At 69.7% G+C, this 14,981-nt stretch carries 13 protein-coding genes; 8 read left to right on the top strand and 5 right to left on the bottom strand.

The features are described from left to right. Positions 1 to 6 precede the first annotated feature (6 nt). The 4 genes from ASG30_RS15395 to ASG30_RS15380 all read right to left on the bottom strand — a co-directional run bounded on the left by ASG30_RS15395 (position 7) and on the right by ASG30_RS15380 (position 4,622). Entirely contained in the window at positions 7 to 858 is an 852-nt protein-coding gene (locus ASG30_RS15395) for an ABC transporter ATP-binding protein (RefSeq protein WP_082522128.1), read from the bottom strand. 17 nt (positions 859 to 875) lie between these two features. Continuing rightward, the gene (gene ntrB, locus ASG30_RS15390; RefSeq protein WP_082522127.1) at positions 876 to 1,739 is read right to left on the bottom strand and encodes a nitrate ABC transporter permease; all 864 of its coding nucleotides are present in this window, start codon (positions 1,737 to 1,739) and stop codon (positions 876 to 878) included. Between the two features lie 32 nt (positions 1,740 to 1,771). After that, the gene (locus ASG30_RS15385) at positions 1,772 to 3,082 is read right to left on the bottom strand and encodes a CmpA/NrtA family ABC transporter substrate-binding protein (RefSeq protein ID WP_055898468.1); all 1,311 of its coding nucleotides are present in this window, start codon (positions 3,080 to 3,082) and stop codon (positions 1,772 to 1,774) included. Positions 3,083 to 3,401: 319 nt separating this feature from the next. After that, entirely contained in the window at positions 3,402 to 4,622 is a 1,221-nt protein-coding gene (locus ASG30_RS15380; protein WP_055898465.1) for a nitrate regulatory protein, read from the bottom strand. Between the two features lie 60 nt (positions 4,623 to 4,682). On the opposite strand from ASG30_RS15380, the gene tsaD reads away from it, so the two are divergent. Beyond that, entirely contained in the window at positions 4,683 to 5,723 is a 1,041-nt protein-coding gene (gene tsaD, locus ASG30_RS15375) for a tRNA (adenosine(37)-N6)-threonylcarbamoyltransferase complex transferase subunit TsaD (RefSeq protein ID WP_055898462.1), read from the top strand. A 152-nt stretch (positions 5,724 to 5,875) separates the two neighbouring features. Here the strand turns inward: tsaD and ASG30_RS15370 are convergent, their stop codons facing one another. Further along, positions 5,876 to 6,259, bottom strand: a complete 384-nt coding sequence (locus ASG30_RS15370; RefSeq protein ID WP_055898459.1) for an Hsp20/alpha crystallin family protein — start codon at positions 6,257 to 6,259, stop codon at positions 5,876 to 5,878. Between the two features lie 114 nt (positions 6,260 to 6,373). On the opposite strand from ASG30_RS15370, the gene ASG30_RS15365 reads away from it, so the two are divergent. The 7 genes from ASG30_RS15365 (at position 6,374) to secG (ending at position 14,895) form a co-directional block, all read left to right on the top strand. Then, complete coding sequence (locus ASG30_RS15365) at positions 6,374 to 7,621, top strand: branched-chain amino acid ABC transporter substrate-binding protein (RefSeq protein WP_055898456.1); 1,248 nt, start codon at positions 6,374 to 6,376, stop codon at positions 7,619 to 7,621. A 10-nt stretch (positions 7,622 to 7,631) separates the two neighbouring features. Beyond that, a complete protein-coding gene (locus tag ASG30_RS15360; RefSeq protein ID WP_055898453.1) occupies positions 7,632 to 8,789 on the top strand; it encodes a pyridoxal phosphate-dependent aminotransferase in 1,158 nt (385 codons plus the stop codon). A gap of 985 nt (positions 8,790 to 9,774) precedes the next feature. Further along, positions 9,775 to 10,038, top strand: coding sequence for a 30S ribosomal protein S15 (rpsO, locus tag ASG30_RS15355; RefSeq protein ID WP_055898450.1), 264 nt, complete (start codon positions 9,775 to 9,777; stop codon positions 10,036 to 10,038). Between the two features lie 237 nt (positions 10,039 to 10,275). Continuing rightward, on the top strand, positions 10,276 to 12,537 hold the full coding sequence (pnp, locus tag ASG30_RS15350) for a polyribonucleotide nucleotidyltransferase (RefSeq protein ID WP_055898447.1): 2,262 nt from the start codon (positions 10,276 to 10,278) through the stop codon (positions 12,535 to 12,537). A 39-nt stretch (positions 12,538 to 12,576) separates the two neighbouring features. Continuing rightward, positions 12,577 to 13,563: an NAD(P)H-quinone oxidoreductase gene (locus ASG30_RS15345; RefSeq protein ID WP_055898444.1), complete on the top strand. Its 987-nt coding sequence runs from the start codon at positions 12,577 to 12,579 to the stop codon at positions 13,561 to 13,563. Positions 13,564 to 13,689: 126 nt separating this feature from the next. Beyond that, the gene (gene tpiA, locus ASG30_RS15340) at positions 13,690 to 14,433 is read left to right on the top strand and encodes a triose-phosphate isomerase (protein WP_055898441.1); all 744 of its coding nucleotides are present in this window, start codon (positions 13,690 to 13,692) and stop codon (positions 14,431 to 14,433) included. Positions 14,434 to 14,472: 39 nt separating this feature from the next. Continuing rightward, positions 14,473 to 14,895 (top strand): preprotein translocase subunit SecG, encoded by a 423-nt coding sequence (gene secG, locus ASG30_RS15335; RefSeq protein ID WP_055898438.1) that lies wholly within the window; start codon positions 14,473 to 14,475, stop codon positions 14,893 to 14,895. The last annotated feature ends 86 nt before the right edge of the window (positions 14,896 to 14,981 follow it).

Here is a 14,981-nt window from a genome sequence, read left to right as displayed (position 1 = left end):
CTCACGTCAGGCGCGCAGGGCGACCTTCTGGCGCGCCATCGCCTTCGCGGGACGCGAGGGGTGGATGGGTTCCACCTTGCGCTGCTTCTCGTAGAGGAAGCTCAGGATCTCCTGGCGGCAGTGGTTGTAGACCCGGTCCTCGGCCAGCTGGATGCGGTTGCGCGGGCGCGCCAGCGGCACGTCCATGATCTGGCCGATGGTGGCGGCCGGCCCGTTGGTCATCATCACCACGCGGTCGGACATCAGCACGGCCTCGTCGACGTCGTGCGTGATCATCATCACCGTGTTGCCCAGCTCCGACTGGATGCGGATCACCTCGTCCTGCAGGTGGGCGCGGGTGAGGGCGTCCAGCGCGCCGAAGGGCTCGTCCAGCAGCAGCACCTTGGGCTCCATCGCCAGGGCGCGGGCGATGCCCACGCGCTGCTTCATGCCGCCGGAGATCTCCGAGGGCAGGCGGTCCAGCGCGTGCGACATGTTCACCATCGCCAGGTTGTGCAGCACCCAGTCGCGCCGCTCGGCCGCCGGGCGCGTGCCGCGGAAGATCTTCTCCACCGCAAGCTCCACGTTCTGGTAGACCGTGAGCCAGGGCAGCAGCGAGTGGTTCTGGAACACCACGGCGCGGTCCGGGCCCGGCGCGTTCACCTCGCGGTTGTCCACCAGCACGCCGCCCGACGTGGCCTTGAGCAGGCCGGCCACGATGTTGAGCACCGTGCTCTTGCCGCAGCCGGAGTGGCCGATCAGCGAGATGAACTCGCCGCGCTGGACATCGAGGTCGATGCCCTTGAGCACCGGGTTGGCGCCGTTGGCGCCCTGGAAGGTCATGTCGACCCGGGAGATGCAAAGGTAGGGAGTGCTCATCGCTCGTCCTCGTGGGTTCAGCTGGCGGCGGTGCCGCGGGTGACCTTGCGGCCGATGAAGGCGACGATGCGGTCCAGGGCGTAGCCGACCAGGCCGACGTAGACGAGCGCCAGGATGATGTCGCTGATGCGCGAGGAGTTCCACGCGTCCCAGATGAAGAAGCCGATGCCCACGCCGCCGATCAGCATCTCGGCCGCGATGATGGCCAGCCAGGACAGGCCCACGCCGATGCGCAGCCCCGAGAAGATGAAGGGCGCGGCGGCCGGCAGCATGATCTTGGCGAAGTACTCGATGCCGTTGAGGCGGATCACCTTCGCGACGTTGCGGTAGTCCTCGGGGATGTTCCGGATGCCGATCGACGTGTTGATGATGATCGGCCAGATCGAGGTGATGAAGATCACGAAGATGGCCGACGGATGCCCGTCGCGAAAGCCCGCCAGCGAGATCGGCAGCCAGGCCAGCGGCGGCACGGTGCGCAGCACCTGGAACAGCGGGTCCAGGCCGCGCAGCGCCCAGGTCGACTGGCCGACCAGCACGCCCAGGCTCACCCCCACCAGCACCGCGAGCGAGTAGCCGTAGGCCACGCGCTTGAGGCTGGCCAGCAGCTGCCAGGCGATGCCCACGTCGTTGCCGCCGTTGTCGTAGAACGGGTGGGCGATCAGCTCCCAGGTGTCCTGCACCACCTTGGTGGGCGCGGGCAGGGCGGCGCCGGGGCGGCTGCCCAGGGCCTGCCAGATCAGCAGCAGCACGCCGATGATGAGCAGCGGCGGCAGCACGTGCGTGACGAAGCCGCGCGCGGCGGCGGCCAGCCCGTTGCGCAGCGCGCCCGGCTCGGCCGGCGGGGCCAGCCGGATCGCTTCGACGGTGTCGGAGGGGGTCATGGGGTTTCCTTGGATGCGGGACGGGGGCTCGGTCAGGCGGCGGTCTTGAGGTACTTGATGGACAGGCTGTCCAGGTACTTCTTGGGGTTGGCCGGATCGAACACCTTGCCGTCGAAGAACTTCTCGATGCCGCGCGAGGTGGAGGTGGGGATGTCCTTCTTGTCCACGCCCAGCTCGGTGGCCGCGGCCTTCCACAGGTCCTCGCGGTTCACCTTGGCGATCAGCGCCTTGGTGTCGATGTTGGGCGGCAGGTAGCCCCAGCGGATGTTCTCGGTGAGGAACCACAGGTCGTGGCTCTGGAACGGGTAGCTCGCGTGGTCCTTCCAGAAGCGCATCTGGAACCTGCTGTTGGCCTCCACGCGGCCGGTGCCGTAGTCGAAGTCGCCCTTGACGCGGTCGATGACGTCCTCCACCGGCGCGTTGATCCAGCGGCGGCGCGCGCAGATCTCGGCCACCTCGGCGCGGTTCTTCGGGTCCTCGCACCACATCTGGGCCTCCATCACCGCCTTGAGCAGCGCCTTGGTGGCGTTGGGGTTGGCCTGCACGTAGTCGGCGCGCATCGCGAACGCCTTCTCCGGATGGTTCATCCAGAGCTCGCTGGTGGTCAGCGCCGTGTAGCCGATCTTCTGGTTGATCAGCTGGCGGTTCCAGGGCTCGCACACGCAGAAGGTGTCCATGCTGCCCACCTTCATGTTGGCCACCATCTGGGGCGGCGGCACCACGATGGTGTTGATGTCGCGGTTGGGGTCCACGGCGCCTGCGGCCATCCAGTAGCGCATCCACATGTCGTGCGTGCCGCCGGGGAAGGTCATGGCGGCGTTCACGGCCTTGCCCGTCTTCAGTCGCTTGGCCAGCAGCGCCTTGCCGAATTCCTTGTTGTCCAGCCCGACCTTCAGGTCCTTGTACTCGTTGGCCACCGAGATGCATTGCCCGCCCAGGTTGAGGCGGGCCAGGATGTTGATCGGCACCGGCACGTTGTTCGCCGTCACCGCGCCGGTGGAGATCAGGTAGGGCATGGGCGTCAGGATGTGGGCGCCGTCGATGCCGTTGCTCCTGGAGCCGAGCACCAGGTTGTCGCGCGTCGCGCCCCAGGAGGACTGCTTGAGCACCTCCACCTCGGTCATGCCGTGCTTCTTGAAGAAGCCCTTCTCGTCGGCGACGAAGAGCGGCGCGGCGTCGGTCAGCGCGATGAAGCCGATCTTGGCGGCCTTGGTCTCCAGGGCCGTGCCCTGCGCGAGCACGTGGCGCGGCCAGAAGCCTCCGGCGACTCCGGCGGCGCCGAGGGCGGCGGCGCCCTTGATCACGGTGCGGCGGGAAGGGGTGTTCGTCTTGGGGCTGTCCATGCTGTTCCTCCAGGGGGCGGTAAAAAAAATCGGCGTCCACCTCCCGCACGCCCGACCGGGCACGCAGGAGATGGACGCCGTTGTCCAGGTTCGCTTGTGCTGTCGTGCGCCGCCGTTGGCGCCCGTCTCGGGGGAGGAGTTAGCAGCATCCGTGCCAACTCTTGGCTGTCATCCCCGCGGAGGCGGGGACCCAGTGCTTCCGCCTTGGTTTGCGAGGGAGGCGGAAGCCCTGGATTCCCGCCTTCGCGGGAATGACGGCTTTTGAGTGGCAGTTCCCGGGCGCCAGCGCACCGTATTCGTGCGCAGCCGAGTGCGCGCCTCAGCGCACCTGCGGCAGCACCTCGGCCAGCGAGAGCACGTTGCTGGCCACGTCCACCAGGCGCCGGCCCTGGTTCATCGCCAGCTGGCGCAGCGCCTTGTAGGCCTCCTCCTCGGTCAGCTGGCGGTGGGCCATGAGCAGGCCCTTGGCGCGCTCGACCAGCTTGCGTTCGTTGAGCGAGGTGCGCACCGAATCGAGTTCGTCGCCCATGGCCTGCAGCCGGCGCGACTGCTCCTGCACCATGGTGAACAGCGACCGCTCCAGGTGCGGGCCGTAGGGCGCGGGGGTGGCGGCGCCCTGCGAGGCGGTGCGCTCCCACAGCGCGTCGAGGGCGGCGCGCTGGTCGCTCAGCCCGGCGCGGGCCTGCACGATGCGCTGGCCGCACAGCTCGCGCAGGTGGGCGGCCAGCAGGTCCTCCACCGCCTTCATCTCGTCGATGCGCCGGGTGCACCAGTAGTACCAGTCGCGGCTGAGGGCGGTGTCCAGCCCGCCGCGCAGGGCCCCGCCCAGGCGGCGCAGGCGTTCGATCTCCGAGAGCACGACCGGGTCGCGCGCGGCGAGGTCGGCGTGCAGCACCTCGGGCTCGGCGCACTCGGCGTAGACCTGCAGGCATCCCTGCTGCGAGTCGACCAGGTGGCGCCACAGCTGCAGCCCGCCGGCGTCGATGCCGCCGGCGGCGAACACGCGCCCGCCCAGCGCGCGCTCCTGGCCGGCGAACTCCTTGCCCTGCATGAAATGGAACATCGCCACCAGCGCGCGCGAGACCTTGGGGTCGCTGGCCATGTCGGCCGCCTCGAACACCACGCCCAACAGGCCGGAGACCAGCTTGACGATGGCGGCGGTGGCCTCCGCGGCGCCCAGCGCCTGGAGCGAGATGCGGGTGCGCAGCTCGGGCAGGCCTTCGAGGGCGTGCAGGACGACCGCCACGTGGCTGAACAGGCGCGCACCGTTGCGGGCGGTGCACGATTCCGTGTCCAGCCGGTCCAGGTGCCGGCGCACCTCGGCCTCGGCCGCGTCGCACTCCTGGATCTGCCGCTCGCGCTGATCGGCGAACTGCGTGCCGTGCGAGCTGAGGTAGATGTTGGACATGCCGCGCTCCCGCTGCAGGGCGTGGATGAAGCGCGCGATCACCCCCACCAGCTCGCAGGTCTGCGCCAGCTGCTCCAGCTCGGCGATCTCGCACTGCCGCGCGGCCAGGAGGAAGGTGAATTCGGTCTTCATCGCGGCAAGCCCTGCAACTCCCGTGCCGAGCCGCGCGCACGCGCTCGGTACACTCGAGCGATGCTGGTGCTGGGGATCGAATCTTCGTGCGACGAGACCGGTGTCGCACTGGTCGACGCCGGCGGGCCGGGCGTGCCGCGACTGCTGGGCCACGCCCTGCACAGCCAGGTGCGCATGCACGAGGCCTACGGCGGCGTGGTGCCGGAGCTGGCCAGCCGCGACCACATCCGGCGCGTGCTGCCGCTCACGCACGAAGTGCTGCAGCAGGCCGGCCGCACGCTGCAGGACATCGAAACCGTGGCCTACACGCGCGGCCCCGGCCTGGCCGGCGCGCTGCTGGTGGGTGCGGGCGTCGCGTGCGCGCTGGGGGCGGCGTTGGGCAAGCCGGTGCTGGGCGTGCACCACCTGGAAGGCCACCTGCTGTCGCCCTTCCTGAGCGCGGATCCGCCGGAATTCCCGTTCGTGGCGCTGCTGGTCTCGGGCGGCCACACGCAGCTGATGCGGGTGGAGGGGGTCGGCGACTACGAGCTCCTGGGCGAGACCATCGACGACGCCGCCGGCGAGGCCTTCGACAAGAGCGCCAAGCTGATGGGCCTGGGCTACCCGGGCGGGCCGGCGCTGTCGCGGCTCGCGCAGCAGGGCGACCCCAAGGCCTTCGCGCTGCCGCGGCCGCTGCTGCACAGCGGCGACCTGGACTTCTCGTTCGCGGGGTTGAAGACGGCGGTGCTCACGCAGGCGCGCAAGCTGGGCGACGGACTGGGGGCCCGCAAGGCGGACCTGGCCGCTTCGACCGAAGCGGCGATCGTGGAGGTGCTGCTGAAGAAGTCGCTGGCCGCCTTGAAGGCGTCAGGGCTCAAGCGCCTGGTGGTGGCAGGCGGCGTGGGCGCCAACCGGCTGCTGCGCGAGCAGCTGGACCAGGCGTGCGCGAAACGGGGGGTGCGGGTGCACTACCCGGAGCTGGAGCTGTGCACGGACAACGGCGCGATGATCGCGATGGCGGCGGCGATGCGGTTGGGGGCGGACGTGGAAAAGGCCAGCCGGTCCTACGCCTTCGACGTCAAACCGCGCTGGCCTCTGCACGAGCTGAGCGCTCGCCGCTGACTCGTCATCCCCGCGAAGGCGGGGACCCAGTGCTTCCGGCAGTCCGCGAAAGCGGACGCACTGGATTCCCGCCTCCGCGGGAATGACGGAGTGGGATTCCCGCCTCCGCGGGAATGACGGAGTGGGATTCCCGCCTCCGCGAGACGGGAGGTTTACTTGACCTCGATCTGCCGCGCGTTGCTCACCGGCTGCTTCTTGGCCAGCGTGAGCGTCAGCACGCCGTTCTCGAGCTTGGCGGTGGTGGCGTCGACGTCGATCTCCTGCGGCAGCTCGTAGGCGGCCTTGTACTGGCGCCGGGCTTCGGCCTTGGTCTCGATGCGCACGATGGCGCCTTCGATGTTGATCGACAGGTCTTCACGGGCGATGCCGGGCAGGTCCAGCGTGACGGTCCAGGCCTTGTCGTCCTGGTCCAGCTGGAAGCCCTTGCGGGCGCCGGCGCCGAAGAAGGCGTCGTTGACGAAGCGCTCGAAGCTGCGGTCGAACGAGCGGTGGGCCGGCACGGTGGCGCGGGTGCGGACGACGGGTGCGAAGAACATGGTGGAACTCCTTTTAAACTGCGCGGCTTCCATGCGCCGCTTGCATCCAACGTGTGCACGCGGCGCAGTTTTTTCAAGAGGAGATCGGGGTTGAAAAACGAACGCAGGCGGGTCTTGAAATCCCTGGCCGCAACGCTATTTGTTCCCGCCCTCGCGCAGGCGCAGGCGACCGGGGCTCCGGTCAAGCTGGCCCTGATCGAGGCGCTGTCCGGGGCGTTCGCCAACACCGGCGAGGCGGTGTTCCGCAACCTGCTGTGGGCGGTGGAGCGGGTCAACCAGCGCGGCGGCGTCAAGCTGCCGGGCGGCGCGCGGCCGCTGATGCTGGAGCGCTACGACAGCAAGGGCCAGGCCGAGGAGGCGATCTCGATGCTGCGCTCGGCCATCGACGACGGCGCGCGGTTCATCCTGCAGGGCAACTCGTCCGCGGTGGCCGCGGCGCTGCTGGACGCCATCAACAAGCACAACGAGCGCGAGCCCGACAAGCGCGTGCTGTACCTCAACTACTCGGCGGTCGATCCGGCGCTGACCAACGAGCGCTGCAGCTTCTGGCACTTCCGCTTCGACGCCCACGCCGACATGCGGATGGCGGCGCTGATGGAAGTGCTGGGCCCCGACAAGTCGGTGCGCAACGCCTACCTCATCGGCCAGGACTACAGCTTCGGCCAGTCGGTGCTGCGCGAGGCGCGCCGGCAGCTGGGCGCGCAGCGGCCCGACGTGCAGATCGTGGGCGACGAGCTGCATCCGCTGGGCCGGGTGAAGGACTTCCTGCCGTACGCCGGCAAGATCAAGGCCAGCGGCGCCGACGCGGTGATCACGGGCAACTGGGGCAACGACCTCACGCTGATGGTCAAGGCCGCGCGCGAAGTCGGCTTCGAGGGCAAGTTCTACACCTTCTACGGCAACGCACTGGGCGCGCCCGCGGCCATCGGCGAGGCGGGCCTGGGCCGAGTGGTGGCGGTCGCCGACTGGCTGCCCAACGTGCCGACGGCCCCCAGCGAGGCCTTCTACCAGTCGTTCCGGCAACGCTTCCCGCGGCCGCAGGACGACTACGTGCACATGCGCATGCAATTGCTGGTGGAGGCGCTGGCGCAGTCGATCGAGCGCGCGGCCAGCGTGGCCGCGGTGCCGGTGGCGAACGCGCTGGAGCGCGCCAGCGTCAGCCTGTCGGGCCAGTCCGGCCGCATGCGCGCGGCCGACCACCAGTTCCAGCAGACGCTGGTGGTGGGCGTGATGGACAGGCAGGGCGCGCCGGGCGTGAAGTTCGACGTCGAGGGCTCGGGCTACGGCTTCCGCGTGGTGCGCGTGATCGCGCCCGAGAAGGCCGAGCTGCCCACCTCCTGCAAGATGCAGCGCTTTTCCTGAAGGACCGGCCATGCGACAAGCCATCCTGAACCTCGAGGAATCCAAGATCCGCGAGGTCGCCAATGCCGGCATGGGCCGCTGCGACGTGCTGGCCTTCTGGTTCGGCGAGAGCGACGAGGTCACGCCGGACTTCATCCGCGAGGCCGCGATCGAGTCGATCCGCCAGGGCGAGACCTTCTACGCGCACAACCTCGGCCTGCCCGAGCTGCGCGAGGCGGTGGCGGCGTACACCTCGCGCCTGCACGGCAAGGTGGGTGCCGAGCGCATCGCCATCACGTCGGGCGGCGTCAACGCGCTGATGCTGGCCGTGCAGATGCTGGTGGACGACGGCGACGACGTGGTCGCCGTCACGCCGGTCTGGCCCAACCTCACGGCCCAGCCGCTGATCCTGGGCGGCAAGCTGCGCCGGGTGTCGCTCAAGCCCGAGGCGGGCGCCTGGAAGCTGGACCTGGCCGAGCTGCTGGACGCGGTGCGGCCCGGGACCAAGCTGTTGATCGTCAATGCGCCGAACAACCCGACCGGCTGGACGCTGTCGCGCGAAGAGCAGCAGGCCATCCTGGACCACTGCCGCCGCACGGGCACCTGGATCCTGGCCGACGAGGTGTACGAGCGGCTGTACTACGAGCCCACGCCCACCGGCTGCGCGCCCAGCTTCCTGGATGTCGCCACGCCGGACGACCGGCTGGTGGTGGCGCACAGCTTTTCCAAGAGCTTCCTGATGACCGGCTGGCGCCTGGGCTGGCTGGTGATGCCGGCCGCCATGACGCACCCGATGGGCAAGCTCATCGAGTTCAACACCTCCTGCGCCAGCGTGTTCACGCAGCGGGCGGCGCTGGCGGCGGTGCAGCGCACGGACGAGGTCACGCCGCGGGTGGTGGCGCACCTCAAGCAGTGCCGCGACACGCTGGTGCCGCGGCTGCAGGCGCTGCCGCGGGTGAAGCTGGCCCGCCCGTCCGGTGGGATGTACGCCTTCTTCAAGCTCGACGGGTTCGGCGATTCGCTGGAGCTGGCCAAGCGGCTGGTGGCGGAGGCGGGGCTGGGGATCGCGCCGGGGAATGCGTTTGCGCCGGAGGCGCAGGGGTGGTTGCGATGGTGCTTTGCGTCGAAGGACGTGGGGCGGTTGGGGCGGGGGGTGGAGAGGTTGGAGGGGTGGTTGAAGGGGCGCTGACCGGGCGTCGGTCTGCAGGTGGGCACGGCGCATTGGCGTTCGTGGCCTGCGGCAGGGGGTCCCCGGCGGGGGGCTCATGCTGTGCCTCTCCGCCTGCTTCGCTGGCGCTCGCAGTGCTGCGCGCGTCGCCTTCCGTGGTGCGGGCCCGCGCGGCAAAACTCACTGCGCGCTGCTTCGCACCGCTCCGTTCAGACAGTTGCCGCGAGATGGAGGTTCATGTCGAGCTGCGAGCTGCGCCCGCTTGCCGCGGGCTCGCAGGGCCCGCACCACTGCGCGACGCTCGGCACAGAAATCGCCCCCCGCCGGGGACCCCCTGCCGCTGGAGGCGGAGGCGGTTCGTTGGCAGGGCGATCGTCATCCCCGCTCCCCTGTCCGTCATTCCCGCTCCCCTTGTCCGTCATTCCCGCGAAGGCGGGAATCCAGCGCAGCGCGCCTCCGGATGCGGGTTGAAGGCGGAAGCCCTGGATTCCCGCCTCCGCGGGAATGACGGTGGCAAGAAAAAATTCGAGTGGCGGCGGCGGAGCGGCGAGGGCTTCCTGCCCGCCCCCGCACCCGCACACCGTTCCCACGCGACAGGCGGTGCCTGGCCCGGGCGATTTGTGGGCCGAGCCGGGCTTTCCGCGGCCCGGCCGTTGCGAGCCGTCAGGCGAGCTTGATGTCAACCTCTGACTCGCGGCAGCTGTCTGAACGGAGCGCTGCGCAGCAGCGCGCAGTGAGTTCTGCCGCGCAGGCCGGGCCGCGGAATGCCCTGCGAGTTGCGAGTGCAGCGAGCAACCGGCCCACCATGAGCCCGGGCCAGGCACCGCCTGCCGCGCGGGCGCACGGCTCGAACAAGCACCGTCCGCTGCTCAGCCCGGGGAGGGACCAAGACACCCGACCCCTTCCGCTATAATCCTCGGGTTCTGCACCTTGCCGGTGCGGATCAGCACGTTGGAGCCCTTCCAGCCCCAACGCAAGTCAAACCCCCTGTTTCAAGGAAACCAAGATGTCCGCCATCAACAAGGCCGAGATCGTCGCTGCGCACTCGCGCGGCACCAACGACACCGGCAGCCCCGAAGTCCAGGTCGCCCTGCTGACCGCCCGGATCAACGAGCTGACGCCCCACTTCAAGACCCACGCCAAGGACCACCACGGCCGCCGCGGACTGCTGCGCATGGTGAACCGCCGCAAGAGCCTGCTGGCGTACCTGAAGGACAACGATGCCGAGCGCTACACGGCGCTGATCGGCAAGCTGGGCCTGCGCAAGTAAGCGGGCCTCGACGAATCCGCAAGAGCGCCTGGGTTGGCTGACGCTGGCTCAGGCGCTTTGCACATCGGAGCTGCGACACGAATGCGCGCTGTGTCATTCCTCAGGGGCTAGGGACTAGGGGCTAGGGACTAGGGGTCAACCGGATCGGTATTCCCCTAGCCCCTAGGCCCCAGCCCCTAGTCCCTCAGGAATGGCATCGCGTTCGCGGCGGGCTCCACCTACCTGAGAGACAACGCAATGAGCATCTTCAACAAAGTCACCAAGACCTTCCAGTGGGGCCAGCACACGGTCACCATGGAAACCGGCGAGATCGCCCGCCAGTCCGGCGGCGCCGTGGTGGTCAACATCGACGACACCGTGGTCCTGGCGACCGTGGTCGCGTCCAAGACCGCCAAGCCGGGCCAGGACTTCTTCCCGCTGACGGTCGACTACATCGAGAAGACCTACGCCGCCGGCAAGATCCCCGGCAGCTTCTTCAAGCGCGAAGCCAAGCCCAGCGAACTGGAGACCCTGACCAGCCGCCTGATCGACCGCCCGATCCGCCCGCTGTTCCCCGAAGGCTTCTTCAACGAAGTGCACGTGGTCATCCACACGCTGTCGCTCAACCCCGAGGTGGACGCCGACATCGCCGCCCTGATCGCGGTCAGCGCCGCGCTGTCGATCTCCGGCATCCCGTTCGCGGGCCCGGTGGGCGCCGCGCGCGTGGGCTACGTCAACGGTGAATACGTGCTGAACCCGGGCCAGACCCAGCGCAAGGAATCGCAGCTGGACCTGGTGGTGGCCGGCACCGAAGCCGCCGTGCTGATGGTGGAGTCCGAGGCGCAGCAGCTGCCCGAGGAAGTGATGCTGGGCGCCGTGGTGTTCGGCCACGAGCAGAGCCGCATCGCCATCAACGCCATCCACGAGCTGGTGCGCGAAGGCGGCAAGCCGGTGTGGGACTGGCAGCCGCCGGCCCGCGACGAGGGCTTCATCAGCCGCGTCGAGCAGATCGCCGAGGAGAAGCTGCGCGCCGCCTACCAGATCCGCAGCAAGCAGGCCCGCACCCAGGCCCTGCGCGAGGCCAACGCCGCCGTGCACGCCGGGCTGAAGGAGCAGGGCATCGACTTCGACGCCGTGAAGGTCGACGAGCTGCTGTTCAACGTCGAGGCCCGCATCGTCCGCAGCCAGATCCTGGCCGGCGAGCCGCGCATCGACGGCCGCGACACCCGCACCGTGCGCCCGATCGAGATCCGCAACGGCGTGCTGCCGCGCACCCACGGCTCGGCGCTGTTCACGCGCGGCGAGACGCAGGCCCTGGTGATCACCACCCTGGGCACCGAGCGCGACGCCCAGCGCATCGACGCGCTGGCCGGCGAGTTCGAGGACCGCTTCCTGTTCCACTACAACATGCCTCCCTTCGCCACCGGTGAAGTCGGCCGCATGGGCAGCACCAAGCGCCGCGAGATCGGCCACGGCCGCCTGGCCAAGCGCGCGCTCATCGCCTGCCTGCCCAGCAAGGAGGACTTCCCCTACACCATCCGCGTGGTGTCGGAGATCACCGAGTCCAACGGCTCCTCGTCGATGGCCTCCGTGTGCGGCGGCTGCCTGGCCATGATGGACGCCGGCGTGCCGATGAAGGCGCACGTGGCGGGCATCGCCATGGGCCTGATCAAGGAAGGCAACCGCTTCGCGGTGCTGACCGACATCCTGGGCGACGAGGACCACCTCGGCGACATGGACTTCAAGGTGGCCGGCACGACCAACGGCATCACCGCCCTGCAGATGGACATCAAGATCCAGGGCATCACCAAGGAGATCATGCAGGTCGCCCTGGCCCAGGCCAAGGAAGCGCGCATGCACATCCTGGGCAAGATGCAGGAAGCGATGGGCGAGGCCAAGACCGAGATCAGCAGCTTCGCCCCGAAGCTGTACACGATGAAGATCAACCCCGAGAAGATCCGCGACGTGATCGGCAAGGGCGGCTCGGTGATCCGTGCGCTGACCGACGAGACCGGCTGCCAGATCAACATCGAGGAAGACGGCACCATCACCATCGCCGCCACCGACGCCGCCAAGGCCGAGGAGGCCAAGAAGCGCATCGAGCAGATCACCGCGGAAGTGGAGATCGGCAAGGTCTACGAAGGCCCGATCACCAAGCTGCTGGACTTCGGCGCGCTGGTCAACCTGCTGCCCGGCAAGGACGGCCTGCTGCACATCAGCCAGATCGCCCACGAGCGCGTGGAGAAGGTCACCGACTACCTGAGCGAAGGCCAGGTGGTGCGCGTCAAGGTGCTGGAGACCGACGACAAGGGCCGCGTCAAGCTGTCCATGAAGGCGCTGCTCGACCGGCCGGCCGGCATGGAAGACCAGGCGCCGCGCGAGCGCCGCGACCGTGGCGACCGCCCGCCGCGCGGTGACCACCGTGGCGATCGTGGCGATCGCGGCGACCGCCCCGAAGGCGGCGGCGACCGTCCGCCGCGCGATCCCCAGCCCCAGGCCACGCTGGACCCGCAGGAGTGAGGCGCCGGCCCGCCCTGCGGCGGGCCTGACGCTCAAGCCATGAAAGCGGTCGAGATCACCCGTTTTGGTGCGCCCGAGGTGCTTCGCCTGGGCGAGCGGCCCGACCCCGTCGCGGGGCCGGGCGAGGTGCTGGTGCGCGTCGCCGCCAGCGGCGTCAACCGGCCCGACGTGCTGCAGCGTTCGGGCAACTACCCGCCGCCGCCGGGTGCGCCGGACCTTCCGGGCCTGGAGATCGCGGGCGAGATCGTCGCCGGCGATGCGCAGGCCATGGCCCAGGCCGGGCTGCAGGTCGGTCAGTCGGTGTGCGCGCTGGTCGCGGGCGGCGGTTATGCGCAGCTGTGCGTCGCGCCGGTCGGACAGTGCCTGCCGGTGCCGCAGGGGCTGTCGGCCGTCGAGGCGGCTTCGCTGCCCGAGACCTTCTTCACCGTCTGGAGCAACGTGTTCGACCGCGGCCGCCTGCAGCCGGGCGAGACGCTGCTCGTGCAGGGCGGCACCAGCGGGATCGGCGTCACCGCCATCCAGCTGGGCAAGGCCTTCGGTGCGCGCGTGATCGCCACCGCGGGCAGCGACGACAAGTGCGCGGCCTGCCTGCAGCTGGGCGCCGACCACGCCATCAACTACCGCACCCACGACTTCGCCGAAGAGGCGAAGAAGCTCACCGGCGGCAAGGGCGTGGACGTGGTGCTGGACATGGTGGCCGGCGACTACGTGGCGCGCGAGGTCGAGTGCCTGGCCGAGGACGGCCGGCTGGTGATCATCGCGGTGCAGGGCGGCGTGAAGTCCGGCTTCAACGCCGGCCTGGTGCTGCGGCGCCGGCTGGTGATCACCGGTTCGACGCTGCGGCCGCGGCCGGTGGCCTTCAAGGCGGCCATCGCCGCCTCGCTGCGCGAGAAGGTGTGGCCGCTGCTGGCCTCCAGGGCGGTGCGGCCCGTGGTCCACAAGACCTTCGCGGCCGCCGACGCGGCGCAGGCGCACGAATTGATGGAATCGAACCAGCACATCGGCAAGATCGTGCTGACCTGGTGAACGAAGAGTGGAGCGCCCCCCGCATCGTCATTCCCGCGCAGGCGGGAATCCAGTGCGTCCGACTTGGCGAGCGGGAGGGAAGCTCTGGATCCCCGCCGTCGCGGGGATGACGGAGAAGAACGCGAAATGAAGAGAAAGCTGATCGCCGGCAACTGGAAGATGAACGGCAGCATCGCGGCCAACGACGCGCTGGTGCGCGCCGTCATCGCCGGGATGAAGGACGCCACCTGCCACGTGGCCGTCTGCGTGCCCGCGCCCTACCTGGCGCAGGTGCAGATGCTGCGCCACGGCAGCGCGCTGGACCTGGGCGCGCAGGACGTCTCGCACCACGAGCAGGGCGCCTACACCGGCGAATGGTCGGCGGCCATGCTCAAGGAGTTCGGCGTGCGCTACGCCATCGTGGGCCACTCCGAGCGGCGCCAGTACCACGGCGAATCCGACGAGCTGGTGGCCGACAAGGCCAAGGCGGCGCTGGCCCACGGCATCACGCCCATCGTGTGCGTGGGCGAGACGCTGGCCGAACGCGAGGCCGGCCGCACCGAACAGGTGGTCAAGCGCCAGCTGGCCGCCGTGGTCCACACCAACGGCCACTGCATCAGCGAGATCGTGGTCGCCTACGAACCCGTCTGGGCCATCGGCACCGGCCGCACCGCCACGCCCGAGCAGGCGCAGCAGGTGCACGCCGTGCTGCGCGCCCAGCTCCACGCCGCCACCGAGCACGCCGACCGCGTGGCCATCCTCTACGGCGGCAGCATGAACGCGGCCAATGCGGCCAGCCTGCTGGCCCAGCCGGACATCGACGGCGGGCTCATCGGCGGCGCCGCGCTGAAGGCCCCCGACTTCCTGCAGATCATCGCGGCGGCGCGCTAAGAAGCGCCCCCGCCCCAGTTCCCCGGAGCGACAAAGACAATGAACGTGATCCTCACCCTCGTCCTGGCCGTGCAGATCCTGACGGCCCTGGGCATGATCGGCCTCATCCTCATCCAGCACGGCAAGGGCGCCGACATGGGCGCGGCCTTCGGCAGCGGCAGCTCGGGCAGCCTGTTCGGCGCGTCCGGCAGCGCCAACTTCCTGTCGCGCACCACGGCCGTGCTGGCCAGCGTGTTCTTCGTCTGCACGCTGGCGCTGGCCTACTTCGGCAACTACCGCCCGGCGGAATCGGGCAGCGTGCTCGACCGTGCCGCCGCGCCGGCCACCGCGCCGCAGCCGGCCGCGTCGGGCCCCGCCGCGCAGATCCCGAGCACTTCGGTGCCCGCGGCGATCCCGGGCACCACCGTGCCGGCGGCGCCCGCCACGCCGGCTTCCGGCGCGGCGCAGATCCCGACCAAGTAGGACCACGTACCGATGCGCTAGCACCGGAAAGCGCATCCGATTCGGAGTAAACTCCAAGGCTGCCCGGAAAGCCGACAACAAGACAG

The organism is Ramlibacter sp. Leaf400 (assembly GCF_001424545.1).
In the GTDB taxonomy this organism is placed as follows: domain Bacteria; phylum Pseudomonadota; class Gammaproteobacteria; order Burkholderiales; family Burkholderiaceae_C; genus Ramlibacter.
This window is presented reverse-complemented; position numbering and strand designations above follow the sequence as displayed.

What these genes read in the sequence shown, in the direction of transcription:
- ASG30_RS15395 (WP_082522128.1), bottom strand. Translation starts at nt 858, where the DNA reads ATGAGCACTCCCTACCTTTGCATCTCCCGGGTCGACATGACCTTCCAG.
- ntrB (WP_082522127.1), bottom strand. Translation starts at nt 1,739, where the DNA reads ATGACCCCCTCCGACACCGTCGAAGCGATCCGGCTGGCCCCGCCGGCC.
- ASG30_RS15385 (WP_055898468.1), bottom strand. Translation starts at nt 3,082, where the DNA reads ATGGACAGCCCCAAGACGAACACCCCTTCCCGCCGCACCGTGATCAAG.
- ASG30_RS15380 (WP_055898465.1), bottom strand. Translation starts at nt 4,622, where the DNA reads ATGAAGACCGAATTCACCTTCCTCCTGGCCGCGCGGCAGTGCGAGATC.
- tsaD (WP_055898462.1), top strand. Translation starts at nt 4,683, where the DNA reads ATGCTGGTGCTGGGGATCGAATCTTCGTGCGACGAGACCGGTGTCGCA.
- ASG30_RS15370 (WP_055898459.1), bottom strand. Translation starts at nt 6,259, where the DNA reads ATGTTCTTCGCACCCGTCGTCCGCACCCGCGCCACCGTGCCGGCCCAC.
- ASG30_RS15360 (WP_055898453.1), top strand. Translation starts at nt 7,632, where the DNA reads ATGCGACAAGCCATCCTGAACCTCGAGGAATCCAAGATCCGCGAGGTC.
- rpsO (WP_055898450.1), top strand. Translation starts at nt 9,775, where the DNA reads ATGTCCGCCATCAACAAGGCCGAGATCGTCGCTGCGCACTCGCGCGGC.
- pnp (WP_055898447.1), top strand. Translation starts at nt 10,276, where the DNA reads ATGAGCATCTTCAACAAAGTCACCAAGACCTTCCAGTGGGGCCAGCAC.
- ASG30_RS15345 (WP_055898444.1), top strand. Translation starts at nt 12,577, where the DNA reads ATGAAAGCGGTCGAGATCACCCGTTTTGGTGCGCCCGAGGTGCTTCGC.
- tpiA (WP_055898441.1), top strand. Translation starts at nt 13,690, where the DNA reads ATGAAGAGAAAGCTGATCGCCGGCAACTGGAAGATGAACGGCAGCATC.
- secG (WP_055898438.1), top strand. Translation starts at nt 14,473, where the DNA reads ATGAACGTGATCCTCACCCTCGTCCTGGCCGTGCAGATCCTGACGGCC.